Here is a 20,073-nt window from a genome sequence, read left to right on the forward strand (position 1 = left end):
CCCGGATGATTTTTATGCAGGCGCAGCGTTTTTCCATCGCCCCCATGCTGGACTGGACTGATCGGCATTGCCGTTACTTTCATCGACTGATGAGCCGCCAGACCTTGCTCTATACCGAAATGGTGACCACCGGTGCCATCATCCACGGCAAGGGTGATTATCTGGGTTACAGCGAGCAGGAGCATCCCATTTCCCTGCAGCTGGGTGGCTGCAATCCGGCCGATCTGGCGTGCTGTGCCAAGCTGGCCGAGGAGCGCGGCTATGACGAGGTGAACATCAACGTCGGCTGCCCCTCCGATCGGGTGCAAAACGGCCGCTTTGGTGCCTGCCTGATGGGTGAACCGGCGCTGGTGGCAGACTGCGTCAAGGCGATGCGCGATGTGGTCGATATTCCGGTGACGGTGAAGACCCGTATCGGTATCGACGATCAGGACTCCTACGAATTTCTGCAGACCTTTATCGAACAGGTGCGCGATGCCGGTTGCGACACCTTCATCGTCCATGCCCGCAAGGCGTGGCTGAGTGGCCTGAGCCCCAAGGAGAACCGCGAGATCCCGCCCCTCGATTATCCCCGCGTCTATCGGGTCAAGCAGGATTACCCGGATCTCACCATCGCCCTCAACGGCGGCGTCACCTCCCTGGAGCAGACTCTGGAGCACCTGCAACACGTCGATGGCGTCATGATGGGGCGTGAAGCCTATCAGAACCCCTACATTCTGGCGCAGGTGGATAATCTGGTGTTCGGCCAGAATAACGCCGTGCCTAGCCGCCATGAAGTGGTGCGGATGATGCTGCCCTATATCGAGCAGGAGCTGGCCAAGGGCAACTATCTCTCTCACATGACCCGCCACATGCTGGGGTTGTTCCAGAATATGCAGGGGGCCCGCGCCTGGCGTCGTCACCTGAGCGAGAACGCCTGCAAACCGGGAGCGGATATTCAGGTGGTGCTGGATGCCATGGCCAAGGTGCCGGAGTTTGCCGCCAGCGAGCAGGGCGAATAACTCTCCTGTCAGGCAAAGCGAAAAAAGCGCGTCTTGTGACGCGCTTTTTTGATCGCTGTCGCTTCAATATCTGAACTGGTTGATCAGCCGCGAGAGATCCTGCAGCCGCTCTACCAGCAGGGTGATGCCATCGAGGGCCTGCCTGCTGTTGTCGGCGGTGTGGCTGGCAAGTTGGTGGATCTGGTGCACCCCTTCATCGAGGGTCGCCGTCACATCGGCCTGCTGACTCACCGCCTGGGCGATCTCGTCACTGGTGCGGGTCACCTGCCCCAACATTTGGTTTATCTGGGTGAGCACGTCGGCGGTGGTGCCCGCGTGCTGCTGGCAGCGCACCGAGGTCTGCGCCCCTTGTGTCATCCCGTCCGACAGCTGTCGTGTAGTTTGTTGCAGCGCCTGGATCATCTCGTGGATCTCGCTGGTCGAGGCACGGGTCTTCTGGGCCAGCGCCCTCACTTCATCCGCCACCACGGCAAAACCGCGCCCCTGTTCGCCAGCACGGGCTGCCTCGATGGCTGCATTGAGTGCGAGCAGGTTGGTCTGGTCGGCGATTTGACTGATCACCTCCAGAATACCACTGATCTTCTGGCTGTCGCTGGTGAGCTGGGCCAGCACTGCGTGGTTGGCATCCAGCTCCTGATGGAGTTGGTTGACGGCAGATCGGGTGGTCGCCAATGCTTGCAGCCCCTCGTCGGAAACCTGCTGTACCTCTATAACCAGATTGCTCGCCTCATGGGCACTGTGGGCCACATCCCGAATGGAGTGGCTCAGCTCGGTGATGGCGGTCGCCAGCTGCTCGCTGTGGGCGCGCTGCTGCTGCAGATGAGTATCAATGGTCTGGATATTGCCCCGGTCATCTTCGGCTGCCTGCAGGATCTGCTGGTTGGTGTCGGCGCTGCGCCCGACCACGGCCTTGAGCTCGGCCTGCTTCATCCGCAGGGCCAGTTCGACGGCCGCCAGGGTGTCGCGCCGTCGGGTGTAGAGCACCTGACAGAGGCGGGTTCCCTTGTCTTGATCGGCAAGGGTGAGCAGATGAGCCAGCCGTTGCTGCAATCGCCAGCCGTGGATTGCCTGTGCCAACAGCAACAAGGCGGTGGGCAGCAGCCATAACAGGTTGCCGGTGGCAAAGTTAGCAAGGGTGGTGAGCAAGGCAGAAGCGGAGAGCCAGAGGGTCAGCTGACCCGGCTCAAAGTGAAAGCGGCTCAGCCAGGGAAGCGCCTTGCCGCTGCGCAACAGGCCATAGAGCTGCTCGGCCCAGGCTACATCGCTGGCGGCGGGTTTGGTGCGCACCGACTGGAACTCGACGATCTCCTTCTGTGCATTGAGGATCGGGGTGACGTAAGCGTTTACCCAATAGAACTGACCGCTTTTGGCGCGGTTCTTGACCAGCCCCATCCAGCTTTTGCCCTGTCGCAGCCGCTGCCACATGTCGGCGAAGGCCGCCTTGGGCATGTCGGGGTGTCGCACCAGATTGTGGGGTACCCCTTCCATTTCGGCCGCACCATACCCGGCCACATCACAGAAGTGCTGGTTGGCATAGGTAATATGACTGGCGGGATCCGTGGTCGAGATGAGTGCGATGTTGTCGGGGAAGTGTATCTCCCCCTCCTGATGGAGTTTGGTCATGTGTCGTTCCTGAAAAGCCAAATAACTGATAAATATATTTTTTATTGTCGTTCTCAGTTAATCATTCTAAGGCTCTTCAGTGACCCGAACTTGGCTTGGGTCAATTAATCAACACAATGAATTGATGAAGTGAGGGTCAGCTGGCCGGTGTGAAATCGTGAACTTCCCCCTTTCTTGGGGCGAGGCGAGGATCATCATCTTTGTACTCATGTACAAGCTGCATGGTTTTGCAGAAGCTGGCCTGCTTGTCGTACTCCTGACGAGCCAACTCGATGGCCCGTTCGGCCCGGCGCCGCTCCATCTTGTCAGACTTGCGATCGCTGAACTGTTGCTGCTGATGCAGCATCCAGCCGACAAACTCTTGCTGGCATTGGGATTCGCTATTGGCCTGCGCAGGCAGGGTCCACAACAACGAGAGCAGTATCAAATAACGCATGTCTGACTGGGTATTGGAGATTAATTGAACAGAAGGGGCGGCATTTTAGGCTGGAAATCGTGGTGTGAACAGTATCAATAGCGAGGCCCCGCGGGGCCTCGCATCGTTGTGGCCGGTGTCAGTGTTTGACGAGGTACAGCTGGCGGCTGTAGGCCACATCTTCCGGGTTGTTGATGGGGTAGCCCTTGAGCCATGGCTTGATGAGGCGGGCATTGGTGTACTGGTAGATGGGGGCGATGGGGGCTTGATCCAGCAGGATCGCCTCCGCCTCGCCAAACAGCTTGCTGCGGCTGGCGACATCCTGAGTGCTGGCCGCCTCTGCCAGCAGCTGGTCATAACGGGCATTGGCAAAGCCTGCCATATTGCCGTTGTGACGGGAGCCCCACAGGCCGAGGAACGCTGACGGGTCGTTGTAGTCGGCGACCCAGGATGAGCGGATCACCTCGAACTGACCGCTCTGGCGACTGTCGAGATAGGTTTTCCACTCCTGATTGGTCAGCTCGACCTCGGCGCCCAGCTTCTGCTTCCACATGCTGGCAATCGCCAGTGCCATCTTCTTGTGAATTTCCGCGGTGTTGTAGAGCAGGGTCAGCTTGAGCGGCTTGTCCGGGCCGTAACCGGCCTCCTTGAGCAGGGCCTTGGCCTTGCTGTCCAGCGCCGGCTGGCTGCTGGTGGAGAGCAAGTTGGCGGCCGGGGTAAAGCTGGCGGTCACATCCGGAGTGAAGTGATAAGCCGGTTTCTCGCCAGTGCCGAGCACTTTGTCGGCGATCAGGGCGCGGTCGATGGTGTAGGAGAGCGCCTTGCGCACCCGCACATCGTTCAGTGGTGCCTGACGGGTATTGAAAGCGTAGTAGTAGGTGCCGAGCTGGTCCGGGGTGTAGACCTCATTCGGGATCTGCTGCTTCAGCTTGTCGTACTGCTCCTTGGGGAAGGATTCGGTGATATGCAGATCGCCCGCCAGGTAGCGGTTGGTGGCCGCGCTCTCCTGATTGATAGGCATGAAGATCACCTTGGTCAATACGGTATGGGCCCGATCCCAGTAATAAGGGTTGGGGGTCAGCTCCAGCTTCTCGTTGACCACCCGGTTATTCAGCACAAAGGCACCGTTGCCCACCAGTTTGCCGGGTTGGGTCCACAGGTTGCCGTACTGCTCGATGCTGGCTTGATGGAGCGGCGACAGGCTGGGATGGCTCAGCAGGTTCAGGAAGTAGGGCACCGGCTGGGAGAGGGTCACCTGCAGGGTGTGGTCATCGAGGGCCTTGACCCCCAGCTCGCTGGCAGGCAATTTGCCAGCGACTATCTCGTCCACCTTGTCGAAACGGGCCAACTGGGCAAACCAGGCGAAGGTGGCCGCCTCTTTCGGGTCGACCAGCTTGCGCCAGCCGTAGACGAAGTCGCCGGCCTTGACCGGATCGCCGTTGGACCAGCGCGCATCCGGGCGCAGATGGAAGGTAAAGAACTGGTTGCCCTTGTTCTCCCAGCTGGCCGCCACCCCGGCAACCGGTTTGCCATCCGGCCCCTGGGTCAGCAGCCCCTCGAACAGATCCCGCAGTACCTGCAACTCCGGCAGGCCGACCAGCTTGAGCGGGCTCAGGCTCGCAGGTTCATCCTTGAGGTGGCGAACGACAATCTGCTCGGCGGCGAGTTGTGTTCCGGCGGGAATATCGGCAGCCTGGACAGCAGCACAGCCCAGCAGGGCCAGCAAGGGGGTCCATCCTTTCATGGGTCGGATCCTTCAAATAGTGTGAAGCGGGGAGAAAACTCGGCGAGAAAATATCGCCGACAGATGGGAAATCATGATATCCCGTTTGCTGGTCTGACCGCCAGCATTCGACTCTCACTCCCAATCGGGGTAGAAGAGCGTTCCCGGCGTCTGTGCAGTTCAATGTGGTGAGGAGTGTCAAACGATGAAAGCATGGTTATTGCTGGCCTGTGTGTTGAGCCAGGGTGCCTGGGCGTTGGCCCCGTGCCAGAGCGACACGGCGGTGGGCAACTGGTGCGAGATCGGCATCGATGCCTTGCACCCGACTCAGGGGGGCGTCGGCCAGATCCAGGTCGATGAGACCCAGGCCACATTGGCGGGCATGAGCGCAAAGCAGCTCGACAAGTTGATGAAAAAGAAAGAGATCCCCGTGGTGATTGCGCCGGATGGCAGCTACTGGCTGGTGGACCGCCACCATCTCACCAAGGCGTTGTGGCAGCAGGGCGTCAAGGATGCCCGGGTCAAGGTGATTGGCCGCCTGCAGGACAAAGCCAACTTCTGGAGCCAGATGCAGAACAACCATTGGGCCTGGCTCAAGGATGAGAAGGGGCAACCACTGACCCCGGAGCAGTTGCCGACCCGTATCGACAAGCTGCCTGATTATCCCTATCGCACCCTCGCCGGACTGCTGCAGAATGCGGGCTACTTTCGCAAGGACAAACAGGTCTATTTCGTCGAGTTTGCCTGGGCCAGCTGGCTCGGCAAGCAGATGCAGTGGATGCCGGTGGACAGCGCCAATCTGGCGGCTCGCCTGCAACAGGCCAAACGGCTCGCCTGCGGCAGCGATGCCAAGGAGCTACCCGGTTATCCCGGCAAGCAGTGCAGCCTCAACCAGTCCAAAAGCGCGCAGTGAGTGGATGTGCGATGACGGCACCCTGATCATGCCGGAGATAAAAGAGGGCGACCCCGGGGTCGCCCTTCTGCTGTCAGCTACTGGTTAGCGGTGGTCACTCATGGCGCTCCGCCCAGCGGGCAGCCGCCTGTTCAAGCTGGGCGACGTCACCTTGCTGGATCAGCGGTAGCAGATCGTTGACCTGTTGATCCGGCCAATCCCACCAGGCGAGGGCCTGTAGCCGGGCAATCTCCTCCTCGCCAAAGCGCATCCGCACCACCCTGGCCGGGGTGCCCGCGACCATGGCATAGGGCGGCACATCCTGATTGACCAGCGAACGGGCGGCGATGATGGCGCCATCGCCAATAGTGACACCGGGCATGATCATCGCCTCCATGCCGATCCAGACATCGTTGCCGATGCGGGTATCACCTGCGGGGTGGTAGCTGCGCTTGAGCGCCTCCAGATCGGCGAACGGATAGGTGCTGATGAAGGCGGTGTTGTGGGTGTGGTTGCCGCCCATGATGATCTTTACCCCAGCGGCAATCTGCACATAGTCGCCGATATGGAGACGGTCGATATGCCAGAGCGGCTCCCAGCCGGTTTCCGGGCTGCGGCTGAAGGGATCGCCATGGAGGTAGCGCACCGCCACCTCTTCGAAGGGGCCATCCCAGGCACCCGAGTAGTAGCTGTGCTGCCCTTTGAGGCAGATATTGGGGTTGGTCACCGTCAGGTGCAGGTATTCGACCTGCGACCAGTGTTGGCAGATGTTCATGTTGGTACTCCTTTGCTGAATGGATCGGATGGGTTGCGTTCGCTTGAGCGCAGCTAATAGATCCAGACCAGCATGCGGGGCACGCAGAGCAAGGAGCAGCCCAGCATCTGCGGGAGGTGTGGTCGCATTGTGGTGTGCTCCAAAGAAGGGTGGAAGGGCACGATCATAAGGTCGGGCGCCGGGTTTGCCAAGGTTGCGCAGAGATCCTGCACTAACCCTCTGGTTGATATTTATTCTCAATTAGCCATGATAACACTCCCACCATGACGGACTCGGGAGAGTGAGATGACACCGCAAAGTTGGCAACGATACATGCTGGAGGCGGAGCGTGCCTGGCAGGCCGGTTCGCTGGGGGCGGCGATCTGCTTTTATCAGCAGGCGCTGGGGGATGTTTACGAGATGACCCAGGTCGAATTGACCGAACTGGCCACCATGCGGGTAGCCACCTGTCACCGGTTGGCCGACTTCTGGCGGGCGATGGATGAGCCGACTTACGAGCTGCGCTACCTGAAACTCGCCTCCGAGCTGGTCACGGCGCTGGTGCCACAATGCCCCAATCGGGAGTGCGAGGCACTGATCAGCGAGCTGGGTTGCTGCCGTGGAGCCCTGCTCGCGTTTCTCAAGCGTCACCCCAATCCGGAAATTGCCCGGCTGATCCAGCTGCAGGACAAGGTGCAGGGCTGCGAGCTGATCGGCCGTTTTCGCCTCAACTGAACGGATGTGGGCGCGGCTCAGCCCCGCCGTTTGAGTTTCTGGGCGATCCGCTGCTGTGCCTCTTCCCCTTGCAGTGCCTGGGCGAAGGCGCGCGCCTCCAGATCGATGACAAAGTGCACCGCCTGTTTAAGCTCCTGTTTCAGCAGTGCCTTGCTCTTTTGCAGCGCTCTGGGCGGTTTGGCCGCCAGCTTCAGTCCCTGCTCGCGGGCAAAGGAGAGTACTCCATCGGCCGCCACCACCTTGTTGGCGAGCCCGAGTCGCAGCGCCTCCTCGGCATCAATCGCCTCGGCCAGCAGCAACAGTTCGGCTGCCTTGAGGTGCCCCACCAGACGCGGCAGCAGCAGGCTGGAGGCGAACTCCGGCACCAGCCCCAGCTCGACAAAGGGGAGCTGCAAGCGGGCGTTATCCGCCAGATAGACCAGATCGCAGTGCAGCAAAATGGTGGTGCCAATCCCCACTGCCGGGCCTGCAACGGCAGCGATCACGGGTTTGGGGAAATCGGCCAGGGTGTGGAGGAACTGCAGTATGGGGTCGTCGGGCTCCAGCGCGCTTTTGCCCATAAAGTCGGCCAGATCATTGCCCGCGGTAAAGCAATCTTGCTGCCCCTGCAACAGCAGGACATGCACCTCCTCATCGGCCGCCGCCGCTCGCAGCGCTGCCACCAGTTGCTTATAGAGCTCGGTATTGAGAGCGTTGCGCTTGTCGGGGCGGTTGAGGGTCAGGGTGAGCAAGCCATCCTGCTGCTCGGTGACGAGAATGGGGGCCATGTCTAAATCCTTGTTATTGAAGGGTGCACAAAGGTTACTGCCGGAGTAACCTTGGCGCCGTTTAACAACATCATAAAAGGATTTCAACCATGTTTAAACGTGCGTTTTATTCTCTGCTGGTTCTGGGTATGACGGCGCCTGCACTGGCCAAGGTCGAGGCTGTCGACGGTTATGTGCGCCTGTTGCCGCCGGGCTCCCCCAACACTGCCGCCTTTATGGTGCTCAAGAATGACGCCGACCAGCCGGTCAAGCTGGTGGCGGCGGCTTCTGCTGCGGCCGGGCGTGCCGAGCTGCACACTCACCTGCACGAAAATGGCGTGATGAAGATGCGTCAGGTCGAGAATATCGAGATCCCGGCCAAGGGCGAAGCGGTGCTGAAACCGGGCAGCCTGCACATCATGCTGTTCGAGGTGGGCACGCTCTCCGAGCAGACCCCTTTCCCGCTCACCCTCACCATGGACGATGGTCAGAAGCTGGATCTGTCACTGCCGGTGAAGCCGATTGAGCCGATGGCAGAGATGAAGCATATGAAGCACTGACATTTGTCGTCGTTTGTTCAGGATTGACGCTGGGTATTTTGGCTTCACCGAGTAAAATAGTGCTCTTTTCCATGTATGCAAGAGGAAGTGACGTAATGAAAAAGACGCTGATTGCCGGTTTTGTGCTGGCTCTGTGCAGCCAGAGTGCCATGGCCGCTGACGACTGGCGTTTTGCCGCCGGTGCCGACGTATGGGCCGCCAAGGGCAGTGGTCAGGCTTATGGCACCAGTGCTGATGGCAGCTATGACGACAGCTACAACTGGAACGGCTATCTGCAACTGGAACACGGCATCATCTTCCTGCCGAACGCCAAGTTTGAAGTCTCCGATTTCAGCACCTCCGGCGGCAACTTCAAGAACGATCTGACCGCCTACGATCTGAGCCTCTACTACCGTCTGTTCAACAACGATCTGTTCAAGATCGATCTGGGTATGACCGGTCGTCACTACGATGGCGAGCAGGTCTACTCCGGTCGCAAGGGTTATGACGAAGATACCCTGATGGCCTATGCCGGCAGTGAAGTGAAGATCCCGGGCACCGGCATCGCCTTCTTCGGCGATCTGCGTACCCACGATGCGGACAACTATGACTACCGTCTGGGTGGTTCCTACAAGTTCTCTTCCATGCCGATCAAGCTGCGTGCCGGCTGGCGTGAAGCCAAGGTCGACTTCGCCAATATCGATCAGTCTGTCGATGGCTGGTTCATGGGCGGCGAATTCACTTTCTAATCTGACGTTGTCTGACAACGGGGGTGAGATTCTTCGCCAACATCTATCAGAGCATTCTGTCGATGGATGGTTCATGGGCGATGAATTCACTTTCTAATCTGACCGTCGACTGACGACGAGGAGCGATAATGGGCCACATCATAGTGACAGGTGCCGGTTCTGGTCTCGGCCGGGCGCTGACCATAGGTCTGGTTGAGCGGGGCCATCAGGTCTCCATGATGGGGCGCCGTTATCAGCGACTGCAGGAGCAGGAGCAACTGCTCGGCAGCGCGGTGATCGGCATCGCCGCCGATCTGGCGCACCATGAAGAGGTCGATGTCGCCTTCGCCGCTGCGGTGGAGTGGGGTGGTCTGCCCGACATGGTGATCCACTGCGCCGGGGTGGGCGAGTTTGGCCCGGTTGGTGTCTACACCGCCGAGCAGATCCGCCGGGTGGTGGAGAGCAATCTCATCTCCACCATTCTGGTGGCCCAGCAGACGGTGCGGCTTATCGGGGAGAAAGGCGGAGTGCTGGCCAATGTGCTCTCCTCCGCCGCTCAGGTGGGCAAGGCCAACGAGAGCCTCTACTGCGCCTCCAAATGGGGGATGCGCGGCTTTCTCGAATCCTTACGCGCGGAGCTGAAAGGCTCGCCACTGCGGCTGGTCAATCTCTATCCGAGCGGGATCCGCAGCGAATTCTGGGACAACTCGGATCACGTGGACCCGAGTGGCTTCATGACCCCGGAAGATGCGGCAGCCTATATGCTCGACGCGCTGGAAGCCAGAAGCAGCTGCCACGTGACCGACCTCTTTATCGGTCGCAATCCCTGAGGCGAAGCCCGCCATCCGGTTGCCGTCGTCAGAACATACAGAAACAAAAAGCGCGCCAAACGGCGCGCTTTTTTATATCGGGAAGAGGGCGGAATTAACGGCCCAGCTTGGCCTTGAGCATGGCGATGATGTCGCTGATGGCCACTTCCTGCTTCTCGCCGGTGCGGCGGCACTTGTACTCCACCACGCCGTTGTCCAGACCGCGATCGCCGATGACGATGGCGTGCGGGATGCCCAGCAGCTCCATGTCGGCGAACATCACGCCCGGGCGCTCTTTACGGTCGTCGAACAGCACGTCCACACCGGCGGCTTTCAGCTCGGCGTAGAACTGCTGTGCCTGCTCGGCCACGCGCTCGGACTTGTGCATGTTCATCGGCACGATGGCCACTTCGAACGGAGCGATGGCGTCCGGCCAGATGATGCCGTACTGGTCGTTGTTCTGCTCGATGGCGGCAGCCACCAGACGGGAAACCCCGATACCGTAGCAACCCATCTCCATGGTGACGGACTTGCCAGCTTCGTTCAGCACGCTCGCCTTCATCGCTTCGGAGTATTTGGTACCCAGCTGGAAGATGTGGCCCACTTCGATACCGCGCTTGAGCAGCAGCTTGCCCTGGCCGCACGGGCTCGGGTCGCCTTCCACCACGTTGCGCAGGTCGGCAACTTCGTAGGTAGCGATGTCGCGATCCCAGTTGGCACCGGTCAGGTGGAAGCCGGTTTCGTTGGCGCCGCAGACGAAGTCCGCCAGATGGGCGGCGCTGCGATCGACGATGATGCGACCGGCAAAGCCGACCGGGCCGATGGAGCCTGCGTCGCAACCGGCGGCAGCTTTGATCTGCTCGTCGTTGGCGAAGGTCAGCGGGTTGGCTACGCCAGCCAGTTTCTCGGCTTTGATTTCGTTCAGCTCGTGGTCGCCACGCAGTACTAGCGCGATGACGGCCTGCTTGCCGTGCTCATCTTCCTCTGCCAGTACCAGCAGGGTCTTGGCGATGGCGGTCGGTGCCACGCTCAGGAAAGCGGCCACTTCGTCGATGGTGTGGACGTTCGGGGTGGCAACCTTGGTCAGGGCTGCGGTTGCAGCAGCGCGCTCACCAGCCGGTGCCAGCGCTTCGGCCATCTCGATGTTGGCGGCGTAATCGGAGCTGTCGGAGAAGGCGATCAAGTCTTCACCGCTCTCGGCCAGCACCTGGAATTCGTGGGAACCGGTACCACCGATGGAGCCGGTATCGGCCTGCACCGGACGGAAGTTCAGACCCATGCGGGTGAACGCCTTGCAGTAGGCGGCATGCATCTTCTCGTAGGTATCTACCAGAGATTCCTTGTCGATGTGGAAGGAGTAGGCATCCTTCATCAGGAATTCGCGGCCGCGCATCACGCCGAAACGGGGGCGCACTTCGTCGCGGAACTTGGTCTGGATCTGGTAGAGGTTGAGCGGCAGCTGCTTGTAACTGTTCACTTCGTAACGCACCAGCGCAGTGATCACCTCTTCGTGGGTCGGGCCCAGCACGAAGGGGCGGTTGTGACGGTCGGTCAGGCGGCACAGCTCGGGACCGTAGTCATCCCAGCGGCCGGACTCCTGCCACAGCTCGGCAGGCTGAACCACCGGCATGGAGACTTCGACGGCACCAGCATTGTTCATCTCTTCGCGAACAATGTTCTCGATTTTCTTCAGTACCCGCAGACCGGTTGGCAACCAGGCATACATGCCGGAGGCCAGTTTACGGATCATCCCGGCGCGCAGCATCAGCTGGTGGCTGACAACTTCAGCGTCGGAGGGGGTTTCCTTGAGAGTGGAAAGCAGATATTGGCTGGTACGCATCGCGGTAGACCTTAGCTAGAACGGGCGCGGGGCCCAGGATAATTTCAAGGGCGGAATTTTAACAGGCTGGGCGTTATGGCCCAAGGGCTAAATTTGCCGCAACTCGAAAGGTGGCAACGCCCGGCAGATAGCCTGGGGCAATGACCATTGCAACAAGCAGGCTTTTTATGCCTGCAATTTGGCCGGATCTCCGCTAAACTCTGCCACCTTTTCTCGATGGGCATGGCTTTTCCGCGTCCATCACCCCCCATTTTTAGTACTTTTGGAGCCGCTCATGCCGTTAGTGGGACATCAACACCAGATCGAGATCCTGGAACTGACCGACAAAGGAGATGGCAAAGGACGCCTGTTCGATCGCCCCCTGTTTGTCGAAGGTCTGCTGCCCGGTGAGCAGGCGCTGGTGGAGCTGACCGAGGTCAAGCCGAACTATCTGCACGGCAAGGTTGCCGAGCTGCTCCAGCCCTCTGCCGATCGGGTTGCCGATTTCTGCCCCAACACCGAGTGTGGTGGCTGTCAGGTACGTCCGCTGGCCTATCCGGCCCAGCTCAAGCTCAAGCAGGCACTGGTGCAGAGCGCACTGGAGCAGGTCGGGCTGGGTGACACCCCGGTCAAGGATATCCTTGGCATGGAAAGCCCGTTCGCCTATCGCAACAAGGCGCAATATGCGGTGCGTGGCTGCGATGCCGGTGCCGAGATCGGTTTTTATCGCAAGCACTCCCACGATCTCATCACCGCCGATGACTGTGCGGTGCAGGATCCGCTGCACGTCGAGCTCAACGCCCGGGTGCGCAACTGGATGCGCGAGCACGACATCGCCGCCTATGACGAAGTAAACCACAGCGGCTGCGTGCGCAACCTGATGACCCGCAAGGGCTTCAAGAGCGGTGAGCTGATGGTGGTGCTGGTCACTTTGGGCGAGGAGTTACCGTTCGAAGCCGAGCTGCTGGCAGCCCTGAGCGATCTGCCGGTCACTACTCTGGTGCAGAACATCAACGATGAGCGCACCAACCGCATTCTGGGTGCGACCAACCGGGTGCTGCTCGGCGAAGGGGTGATCCGCGACAAGATCCATGAGCTCGAGTTCGAGATCTCGCCGCTCTCCTTCTTCCAGAACAACCCGACCCAGACCGATGTGCTCTACTCCAGCGCCCTCGAGTATGCCGAGCTGACCGGCAACGAGACGGTGTTCGACATCTATTGCGGTATCGGCACCATCTCCCTGTTCCTGGCTGGCAAGGCCGCCAAGGTCGTCGGGATCGAGTCGGTGGAGAGCGCCATCAGCGATGCCCGTCGCAACGCTGCCCTCAACGGCATCGAGCACACCGAATTCCACGTTGGCAAGGCCGAGCAGCTGATGCCCGAGCTGCACGCCCAAGGCGTGACAGCTGACGTGGTGGTAATGGATCCGCCCCGCAAGGGCTGTGACAAGGCGGTGCTGCAGACCCTGGTCGCCATGGCGCCCCGTCGTCTGGTCTATGTCTCCTGCAACCCGCAGACCCTGGCCCGCGATCTTGCCTGGCTGGTCAAGCAGGGCTTCGTGCTGGACGAGGTGCAGCCGGTCGATATGTTCCCGCACTCCATGCATGTGGAAGCGGTTGCCCGCCTGAGCCTGCCTGCCAAGGCATAAGTCGCCCCCGACTCTTGCCCATAAAAAAACGACGCCAGCTGGCGTCGTTTTTTATGGGCAAGACCCCAAAGGTTACATGGATCGCAACAAGGGTGTTATCGCACCGTCACCAATAGCTGCATGTCCATTTTGGCAACCTTACCGCACCGCATATTGATAGTATCAGGCGCCTCATGGCGCCTTTCTATCAGATGGCGACGGGCGCCTTGATGCCGGGGTGGGGATCATAACCCTCGATCTCGAAATCCTCGAACTTGTAATCGAAGATGGAGTCAGGTTTGCGCTTGATCACCAGGGTCGGCAGCGGGCGCGGCTCGCGGGAGAGCTGCAGAGCTGTCTGCTCCATGTGGTTGGAGTAGAGATGCACATCACCGCCAGTCCAGACAAAGTCACCCACTTCCAGATTGCACTGCTGGGCCATCATGTGGGTCAGCAGGGCGTAGCTGGCGATGTTGAACGGCAGGCCGAGGAACACATCACAACTGCGCTGGTAGAGCTGGCAGGAGAGCTTGCCGTCCGCCACATAAAACTGGAAGAAGGCGTGGCAGGGAGCCAGCGCCATCTTGTCCAGTTCACCCACGTTCCAGGCGGATACGATGATGCGGCGCGAATCCGGGTTGTGCTTGATGTCATCCACCGCCTTCTGGATCTGGTCGATGACAGACCCGTCGGCCGCAGGCCAGGAGCGCCACTGCGCGCCGTAAACCGGCCCCAGATCGCCATTCTCGTCGGCCCACTCATCCCAGATGCTGACGCCATTTTCCTTCAGATAAGCGGTATTGGTATCCCCATTGAGGAACCAGAGCAGCTCGTGAATGATGGAGCGCAGGTGGCACTTCTTGGTGGTCACCAGCGGGAACCCCTCCGCCAGATTGAAGCGCATCTGATGGCCGAACAGGGAGACAGTACCGGTGCCGGTACGGTCAGACTTGACGGTGCCCTCATCGAGGATTTTCTGCATCAGGTCGAGATAAGCTCGCATTATTTCGCCTCCTTCACGGCATTACCGAACAGCTGCGGACGCTTGTAGGCGGCCCAGATCATCAGGGCACCGGCGATAATCATCGGGGTGGAGAGGATCTGGCCCATGCTGATCTCCTGGAAGTAGAGACCGAGCTGGCTGTCCGGTTGGCGCACAAACTCCACCAGGAAGCGGAACAGGCCGTAGAACAGCAGGAACATGCCGGAGATGGCACCGCGCGGCGGATTCTTGCGCCAGAACAGGTTGAGGATGATGAACAGCACCACCCCTTCCAGTGCGAACTGGTAGAGCTGGGAGGGATGACGCGGCTCAGGGCCGGCCTCCGGGAAGATGATGGCCCAGGGCACATCGGTGACCCGGCCCCACAGCTCGCCGTTGAGGAAGTTGCCGATCCGGCCAACGCCGAGACCGAACGGAATGAGCGGTGCCACAAAGTCGGCCACGGTGAAGAAGTGGCGCTTGGTCTTGTGGGCAAACCAGATCATCGCGGTGATCACCCCGATCAACCCACCGTGGAACGACATACCGCCGGTCCAGATCTTGAACAGATAGGTGGGATCCGCGAGGAAGAGATCGAAGTTGTAGAACAGTACGTAACCGACACGGCCACCGAGGATCACCCCGAGGAAACCGTAGAACAGCAGATCCGACACCTCGTTGCGGGTCCAGCCGCTGTTCGGCGCATCGGCGCGACGGCCGGCAAGCCACATGGCAAACGCGAAACCGAACAGGTACATGAGACCATACCAGCGTACCGATAGTGGTCCCAAACTGAATGCTACGGGATCAATCTGCGAGAAAACCCAATATCCATCGTGCTGCATATGCGGCCCCAGTCAAAATAAAAGCCGCATTTTCCGATCATTCGCCAGCAGGGACAAGGCATGATTATCAATCACTCTGTTTCGATTTATGACCGGCTCGCAGCAAACCGCCCAAACCATGCTCCTCCAGATAGCGGGCAAACAGGCCGCGCAGTACGTGGGGGTTGTCATGTTTGAGGCCATCGGCCATCAGTTCGGTCAACTCGCTCAGGGTGGATTGACGCAGCACGTACTTAATCCGGGCGATATTGTGGGTGTTCATACTGAAGCGGCGATAGCCCATGGCAAGCAGCAGCAATACACCGACCGGATCACCGGCCAGCTCGCCACAGACCGACACCGGCTTCTGGTAACGGTGGGAGGCATCAACCAGCTGTTGCAGGGCGCGGATCACCGCAGGATGGAAGGCATCGTAGATGTTGGCAACCCGGGAATTGTTGCGATCTACCGCCAGCAGGTACTGGGTCAGATCGTTACTGCCCACCGACCAGAAATCGATGAGCGGCGCCATCTCCGGCAAGATAAAGAGTGCTGAGGGCACCTCGATCATCACCCCGAGGCTGGGGTAGCGGATCACCGCATCGCGGCTCGCCGCCTCTTCAGACACCTCTCGCCACGCCTGATCCAGCAGACGACGGGAGGCCTTGATTTCGCTGACGCTGCTGATCATCGGCAGCATGATGGCCAGATTGTCCAGCCCTTCACTGGCCCGCAGCATCGCCTTGAGCTGCACCAGAAACAGTTCGGGGTGATCCAGGGTGATCCGGATCCCCCGCCAGCCAAGGAAGGGGTTTTCCTCGACGATGGGGAAATAGGGCAACGGCTTGTCGCCGCCCACATCCAGCGTCCGCATGCAGACCGGCCGGTTGCGGTAGGTCTCCAGAATACCGCGATAACGGGCAGTCTGCTCCCACTCGGAGGGGAAGCTCTCCTGCAGCATAAAGGGGATCTCTGTGCGATAGAGGCCCACCCCGTCCGCCAGCTGATTGAGGGAGATCTCGGTATCGGCACTGAGCCCGGCGTTGAGCAGCAGAGAGACCTTGGTGCCGTCGGCCGTCTCGGATGGCAGGTTGTCGACACTGCGCACCAGAGTATCGAGCGCCCGCTCTTCGCTCAGCAGCTGACGATACTCGGTCAGGATCACCTGATTGGGTTCGATGAAGAGATCGCCGCTGTAGCCATCGACGACCAGCATGCGACCACCGATGTCACCAAGGGGCAGATCTACCCCCATGATGGCGGCCACCCCCATGGCGCGGGCCAGAATGGCCGCATGGGAGTTGGTTCCCCCCTTGAGCGAGACCACCCCGGTCAGATACTCGCGGGGCACTTCCGCCAGAATGGTGGCAGTCACCTCGTCGGCAACCAGCACCACCGGCTCGCCGATGGAGATATGTTCCGGTTCATTCTGCACCAGTCGGCTGATCAGTCGCTGGGCAATATCCTTCACGTCGGTGGAGCGCTCCTGCAGGTAGGGATCCTTCATCCCCTTGAACTGCTCGATCAAGCGATCGCTGATGAGCTTAACCGCAGATACCGCAGTCCAGTGCTCCTTGCTCACCTTGTTGCGAATGGGCTTGATATAGCCGGGATCGTTCAGCAGATGGAGGTAGATATCGAAAATCGCCACCGAATCCTGGCTGTAGCTCTCGCGAAAGCGCAGCGCCAGACTCTCCAAGTCGTGCCGCACTTCCTCAACCGCCTGCTCCAGCCGCGCCAGCTGGCTGGCATGGTCTTCATCCTTGCGCGGGGTAATGGACGAGAGCGCCTTACGGGGCCGCCACACCCAAGCCTTGGCCATGGCGATGCCGCTGGCACCGGCAATACCACGCAGCGGCTTGCTCCAGTCGGTCTTCTGCAACCACCCCTTGGCCTGCGCCTGGGCGATCCGCGCCGCCAGCTGGGCCGCCAGGGTGACCATGAAGGACTCTTCCCCCTCATCGAAGCGGCGACTCTCCTTCTGCTGCACCACCAGAATGCCAACCACCTGACGCTGGTGCATGATGGGGGCACCGAGGAAGGAGCGGAACGCCTCTTCGGCCACATCGGGCAGGAATTTGAAACTGGGATGCGCGGGGGCATCAGCCAGGTTGATCAGCTCTTCCCGCTGACCCACCAGACCGACGATGCCCTGCTCGTAGGGCAGGGTCACCTTGCCGACTGCGGACGGGGCCAAGCCGTCGGTAGCCGCCAGGCGATAGCGGCGCACCTCGGGTTCCGAGACATAGACGGAGCAGCAGTCCACTGCCATGGCGTGCCGGGTCTGGCTCACCAATGCTTGCAAGGCCTGCTCGAGGGTATTGGCCTCGGCCATGCTCTCGACGATACGTCTCAGTTCCGTTAACAACTAATCTGTGCTCCTTAACGGGCGCGGTTGCGCCGCCCATCCTTCTTGTTGACCTGCACTGCCGGCACTGGCATCGCCAGCGGGGCAAACTCTTTCATGACCCGGCGATAAACCTCCCGCTTGAACGAGACGACCTGACGCACCGGGTACCAGAAGCTGACCCAACGCCAGTCGTCAAATTCGGGATGGCCATGACAGCCGAACTGGATCCGCGACTCCTTGCCCGAATTCAGCTGTAACAGGAACCATTTTTGTTTTTGGCCAATACAGACCGGTGAACTGTCCCAGCGGACAAGACGTTTGGGTAAACGGTACTTTAGCCAGTTACGACTGGTGGCCATGATGGTCACATCTTCGGGCTTGAGGCCAATCTCCTCATACAGCTCTCGATACATGGCCTGCTCTGGCGTTTCACCATCATCAACCCCCCCCTGCGGAAACTGCCAGGAGTGCTGCCCATAGCGTTTAGCCCACAACACTTGTCCTTCACGGTTACAGATCACGATACCGACATTGGGACGAAATCCGTCGCCATCAATCACGTGATCACCTTATAAAGGCTGAATCTATAAGGAGATTGTTCCACATTCACTCCGTGGCAGCAAACAAGGAGTGAATCCCCTGTTTCATGAATAACTTTCAATTTCAAACATACTTATAAACAAATCCAAGGATCCGCGCCCCCAAGTTGCCCACCCAGGCTGTGCATAAAGCTGTTAGCAAACGGGTATATACAGTACTTTTTAACTGTACGCGAAAAGTAACTCTTCGTATCACCACGCGACATTAAATATAAAAAATCATTATTTTTTATGAAGTTGAGATAAAATAACTGGATCTAGATCCATGTTACCCCAAGAGCCAGATCCATGATCCGGATTGTGAACAAGTTCAACTGCTCAAAGATCCACCGCGGCGAAATTATCCACAGGAGTGGCACAATATCTATCCCGTTTACCCTGTAAAAATGGGGTGGCATTCACAATTTTTTGTAACATATCAGCGACTCCAACCACTTTCATCCACTTATCCAAGATTTCTGTGGATAACTGTGTGTAACATCATGCACAAACCCTTGGACAACTATTTAGAGGTCAAACCAGACCTGGAACACTACTCGATAAAATAGACAAAACCTTTTAAAATCATAACGATGAACTGATAGCCCCCAAATTCTCTGCATTTGATCTTATCCACTCAGGATCGGTTATAAAAACAGCGATCCTTCTCGGGATCCTCCCCTGTTAGAATATGGCGAGCAAGATGGAGCCAACTATGCCAAGCAATCCCCAATCCGAGCAGGAGTTATTGAGCCGCGCCTATGCCATGGCCGGCTTCACACTAGCGCAGCTGGCCGCCGAGGCTGGTGTCGCGGTGCCCAAAGACCTGCGCCGTGACAAGGGGTGGGTCGGCCAGTTGATCGAGCTGCAACTGGGGGCCAGCGCCGGGAGCAAGCCGGAGCAGGACTTCCCGGAGCTGGGGATCGAACTCAAGACGATCCCCGTGGATCCTCAAGGCAAACCGCTGGAGACCACCTTCGTCTGCGTCGCCCCGCTGATCGGCGTCAGCGGCCAGCGCTGGGAGGAATCCAACGTGCGCAACAAGCTCTCCCGGGTGCTCTGGATCCCGGTGGAAGGCAGTCGCGAGATCCCGGTTGGCGAGCGGCGAGTCGGCATGCCACTGATGTGGAGCCCGAATGAAGAGGAAGATCGACTACTGCGTCAGGACTGGGAGGAGCTAATGGACATGATAGTGCTGGGAGAAGTGGAGCAGATCAGCGCACGCCACGGCCAGGTGATGCAACTGCGGCCCAAGGCGGCCAACAACAAGGCGCTGACTCGCGCCATCGGCCGCGACGGTCAACCCATCATGACCCTGCCCCGCGGTTTCTATCTCAAGATCGACTTCACCCACAGTCTGCTGCAACGCTATTTTGCCTTGCCGACTTGATCTGCCTTATCAACATCTTTGTCATATGGTGGTATAAAAATAGACAGGAGCCATTTTTAACTCACAGACAAGGAGGCGTCATGCCACTGATCAAACAGTTTTTGAAGTCCAAGCCCGAGGTCAAGGTGACCTTTGCCGTAGAGAAAGAGGCGGCTGCAGGGGCGGAACAGGTGATGCTGATCGGCGAGTTCACTCAGTGGCAACCGGTCGAGCTGAAACGCATGAAGAGCGGCGAGTTCAAAGCCACCCTCAATCTGCCGACCGACGGCCCGGGGTACTTCGAATATTGCTACCAGCTCATCACACCGGCAGGGGAAACCCTCTACGAGAATGACTGGGCAGCGGATGACTATGTGCCAGGCCCCTTCGGGCGAGACAACTCGGTAGTTCGGGTCATCCAGTAACGGCTCCCAGATAGCCAATAGACGTGTCTAGTCCTGAAATAGGTTTACACATTTTCAACTAGCATTTCTCTACTCAGAACCCCCTATGTACTGCATCGGGGGTTCTGTATTTCAACGCATGATGCGGCCGCTCC

At 59.3% G+C, this 20,073-nt stretch carries 19 protein-coding genes; 9 read left to right on the top strand and 10 right to left on the bottom strand.

Annotated elements, in window-relative coordinates:
- The first annotated feature begins 14 nt into the window (after positions 1-14).
- On the top strand, positions 15-1,001 hold the full coding sequence (dusA, locus tag ACB042_RS11960; RefSeq protein ID WP_371178472.1) for a tRNA dihydrouridine(20/20a) synthase DusA: 987 nt from the start codon (positions 15-17) through the stop codon (positions 999-1,001).
- Positions 1,002-1,064: 63 nt separating this feature from the next.
- Here dusA and ACB042_RS11965 read toward each other — a convergent pair whose 3' ends face one another.
- From ACB042_RS11965 to ACB042_RS11975, 3 genes are all read right to left on the bottom strand, one after another.
- Complete coding sequence (locus ACB042_RS11965; protein WP_371178473.1) at positions 1,065-2,624, bottom strand: methyl-accepting chemotaxis protein; 1,560 nt, start codon at positions 2,622-2,624, stop codon at positions 1,065-1,067.
- A 136-nt stretch (positions 2,625-2,760) separates the two neighbouring features.
- Positions 2,761-3,060 (bottom strand): hypothetical protein, encoded by a 300-nt coding sequence (locus ACB042_RS11970; RefSeq protein WP_013723462.1) that lies wholly within the window; start codon positions 3,058-3,060, stop codon positions 2,761-2,763.
- Positions 3,061-3,178: 118 nt separating this feature from the next.
- Positions 3,179-4,783, bottom strand: coding sequence for an ABC transporter substrate-binding protein (locus ACB042_RS11975; RefSeq protein WP_371178474.1), 1,605 nt, complete (start codon positions 4,781-4,783; stop codon positions 3,179-3,181).
- Positions 4,784-4,967: 184 nt separating this feature from the next.
- Here ACB042_RS11975 and ACB042_RS11980 point away from each other — a divergent pair, with 184 nt between their 5' ends.
- Positions 4,968-5,675, top strand: coding sequence for a ParB-like protein (locus ACB042_RS11980; protein WP_371178475.1), 708 nt, complete (start codon positions 4,968-4,970; stop codon positions 5,673-5,675).
- A 94-nt stretch (positions 5,676-5,769) separates the two neighbouring features.
- Here ACB042_RS11980 and ACB042_RS11985 read toward each other — a convergent pair whose 3' ends face one another.
- A complete protein-coding gene (locus tag ACB042_RS11985) occupies positions 5,770-6,429 on the bottom strand; it encodes a CatB-related O-acetyltransferase (RefSeq protein ID WP_236381171.1) in 660 nt (219 codons plus the stop codon).
- Positions 6,430-6,714: 285 nt separating this feature from the next.
- Here ACB042_RS11985 and ACB042_RS11990 point away from each other — a divergent pair, with 285 nt between their 5' ends.
- Positions 6,715-7,143, top strand: a complete 429-nt coding sequence (locus tag ACB042_RS11990) for a DUF2753 family protein (protein ID WP_005335785.1) — start codon at positions 6,715-6,717, stop codon at positions 7,141-7,143.
- Between the two features lie 17 nt (positions 7,144-7,160).
- Here ACB042_RS11990 and ACB042_RS11995 read toward each other — a convergent pair whose 3' ends face one another.
- Positions 7,161-7,910, bottom strand: a complete 750-nt coding sequence (locus ACB042_RS11995; protein WP_371178476.1) for an enoyl-CoA hydratase-related protein — start codon at positions 7,908-7,910, stop codon at positions 7,161-7,163.
- Between the two features lie 89 nt (positions 7,911-7,999).
- Here ACB042_RS11995 and ACB042_RS12000 point away from each other — a divergent pair, with 89 nt between their 5' ends.
- The 3 genes from ACB042_RS12000 (at position 8,000) to ACB042_RS12010 (ending at position 9,986) form a co-directional block, all read left to right on the top strand.
- Positions 8,000-8,449, top strand: a complete 450-nt coding sequence (locus tag ACB042_RS12000) for a copper chaperone PCu(A)C (RefSeq protein WP_005335782.1) — start codon at positions 8,000-8,002, stop codon at positions 8,447-8,449.
- 95 nt (positions 8,450-8,544) lie between these two features.
- A complete protein-coding gene (locus tag ACB042_RS12005) occupies positions 8,545-9,177 on the top strand; it encodes a TIGR04219 family outer membrane beta-barrel protein (RefSeq protein ID WP_005335781.1) in 633 nt (210 codons plus the stop codon).
- Between the two features lie 128 nt (positions 9,178-9,305).
- Positions 9,306-9,986 (top strand): SDR family oxidoreductase, encoded by a 681-nt coding sequence (locus ACB042_RS12010; protein ID WP_005363016.1) that lies wholly within the window; start codon positions 9,306-9,308, stop codon positions 9,984-9,986.
- A gap of 94 nt (positions 9,987-10,080) precedes the next feature.
- Here the strand turns inward: ACB042_RS12010 and ACB042_RS12015 are convergent, their stop codons facing one another.
- Positions 10,081-11,805, bottom strand: a complete 1,725-nt coding sequence (locus ACB042_RS12015) for a proline--tRNA ligase (RefSeq protein ID WP_216952073.1) — start codon at positions 11,803-11,805, stop codon at positions 10,081-10,083.
- 274 nt (positions 11,806-12,079) lie between these two features.
- Here ACB042_RS12015 and rlmD point away from each other — a divergent pair, with 274 nt between their 5' ends.
- Entirely contained in the window at positions 12,080-13,432 is a 1,353-nt protein-coding gene (rlmD, locus tag ACB042_RS12020; RefSeq protein WP_042081561.1) for a 23S rRNA (uracil(1939)-C(5))-methyltransferase RlmD, read from the top strand.
- Between the two features lie 187 nt (positions 13,433-13,619).
- On the opposite strand, the gene thyA is transcribed toward rlmD, so the two are convergent.
- The 4 genes from thyA to rppH all read right to left on the bottom strand — a co-directional run bounded on the left by thyA (position 13,620) and on the right by rppH (position 18,127).
- A complete protein-coding gene (gene thyA / locus ACB042_RS12025) occupies positions 13,620-14,414 on the bottom strand; it encodes a thymidylate synthase (protein ID WP_005340427.1) in 795 nt (264 codons plus the stop codon).
- Complete coding sequence (gene lgt, locus ACB042_RS12030) at positions 14,414-15,238, bottom strand: prolipoprotein diacylglyceryl transferase (RefSeq protein WP_031227775.1); 825 nt, start codon at positions 15,236-15,238, stop codon at positions 14,414-14,416. The genes thyA and lgt overlap by 1 nt, the downstream gene beginning before the upstream one ends.
- A gap of 67 nt (positions 15,239-15,305) precedes the next feature.
- Positions 15,306-17,585: a phosphoenolpyruvate--protein phosphotransferase gene (gene ptsP / locus ACB042_RS12035; RefSeq protein WP_236271930.1), complete on the bottom strand. Its 2,280-nt coding sequence runs from the start codon at positions 17,583-17,585 to the stop codon at positions 15,306-15,308.
- A gap of 14 nt (positions 17,586-17,599) precedes the next feature.
- Complete coding sequence (gene rppH / locus ACB042_RS12040) at positions 17,600-18,127, bottom strand: RNA pyrophosphohydrolase (protein ID WP_005340421.1); 528 nt, start codon at positions 18,125-18,127, stop codon at positions 17,600-17,602.
- Positions 18,128-18,860: 733 nt separating this feature from the next.
- Between rppH and mutH the strand changes: the two genes are divergently transcribed.
- A complete protein-coding gene (mutH, locus tag ACB042_RS12045) occupies positions 18,861-19,535 on the top strand; it encodes a DNA mismatch repair endonuclease MutH (RefSeq protein ID WP_042084339.1) in 675 nt (224 codons plus the stop codon).
- A gap of 80 nt (positions 19,536-19,615) precedes the next feature.
- Positions 19,616-19,939: an isoamylase early set domain-containing protein gene (locus ACB042_RS12050; RefSeq protein WP_005348910.1), complete on the top strand. Its 324-nt coding sequence runs from the start codon at positions 19,616-19,618 to the stop codon at positions 19,937-19,939.
- The last annotated feature ends 134 nt before the right edge of the window (positions 19,940-20,073 follow it).

It is taken from the genome of Aeromonas sp. S13(2024) (assembly GCF_041402405.1).
Lineage (GTDB): Bacteria > Pseudomonadota > Gammaproteobacteria > Enterobacterales > Aeromonadaceae > Aeromonas > Aeromonas veronii.

What these genes read in the sequence shown, in the direction of transcription:
- dusA (WP_371178472.1), top strand. Translation starts at nt 15, where the DNA reads ATGCAGGCGCAGCGTTTTTCCATCGCCCCCATGCTGGACTGGACTGAT.
- ACB042_RS11965 (WP_371178473.1), bottom strand. Translation starts at nt 2,624, where the DNA reads ATGACCAAACTCCATCAGGAGGGGGAGATACACTTCCCCGACAACATC.
- ACB042_RS11970 (WP_013723462.1), bottom strand. Translation starts at nt 3,060, where the DNA reads ATGCGTTATTTGATACTGCTCTCGTTGTTGTGGACCCTGCCTGCGCAG.
- ACB042_RS11975 (WP_371178474.1), bottom strand. Translation starts at nt 4,783, where the DNA reads ATGAAAGGATGGACCCCCTTGCTGGCCCTGCTGGGCTGTGCTGCTGTC.
- ACB042_RS11980 (WP_371178475.1), top strand. Translation starts at nt 4,968, where the DNA reads ATGAAAGCATGGTTATTGCTGGCCTGTGTGTTGAGCCAGGGTGCCTGG.
- ACB042_RS11985 (WP_236381171.1), bottom strand. Translation starts at nt 6,429, where the DNA reads ATGAACATCTGCCAACACTGGTCGCAGGTCGAATACCTGCACCTGACG.
- ACB042_RS11990 (WP_005335785.1), top strand. Translation starts at nt 6,715, where the DNA reads ATGACACCGCAAAGTTGGCAACGATACATGCTGGAGGCGGAGCGTGCC.
- ACB042_RS11995 (WP_371178476.1), bottom strand. Translation starts at nt 7,910, where the DNA reads ATGGCCCCCATTCTCGTCACCGAGCAGCAGGATGGCTTGCTCACCCTG.
- ACB042_RS12000 (WP_005335782.1), top strand. Translation starts at nt 8,000, where the DNA reads ATGTTTAAACGTGCGTTTTATTCTCTGCTGGTTCTGGGTATGACGGCG.
- ACB042_RS12005 (WP_005335781.1), top strand. Translation starts at nt 8,545, where the DNA reads ATGAAAAAGACGCTGATTGCCGGTTTTGTGCTGGCTCTGTGCAGCCAG.
- ACB042_RS12010 (WP_005363016.1), top strand. Translation starts at nt 9,306, where the DNA reads ATGGGCCACATCATAGTGACAGGTGCCGGTTCTGGTCTCGGCCGGGCG.
- ACB042_RS12015 (WP_216952073.1), bottom strand. Translation starts at nt 11,805, where the DNA reads ATGCGTACCAGCCAATATCTGCTTTCCACTCTCAAGGAAACCCCCTCC.
- rlmD (WP_042081561.1), top strand. Translation starts at nt 12,080, where the DNA reads ATGCCGTTAGTGGGACATCAACACCAGATCGAGATCCTGGAACTGACC.
- thyA (WP_005340427.1), bottom strand. Translation starts at nt 14,414, where the DNA reads ATGCGAGCTTATCTCGACCTGATGCAGAAAATCCTCGATGAGGGCACC.
- lgt (WP_031227775.1), bottom strand. Translation starts at nt 15,238, where the DNA reads ATGCAGCACGATGGATATTGGGTTTTCTCGCAGATTGATCCCGTAGCA.
- mutH (WP_042084339.1), top strand. Translation starts at nt 18,861, where the DNA reads ATGCCAAGCAATCCCCAATCCGAGCAGGAGTTATTGAGCCGCGCCTAT.
- ACB042_RS12050 (WP_005348910.1), top strand. Translation starts at nt 19,616, where the DNA reads ATGCCACTGATCAAACAGTTTTTGAAGTCCAAGCCCGAGGTCAAGGTG.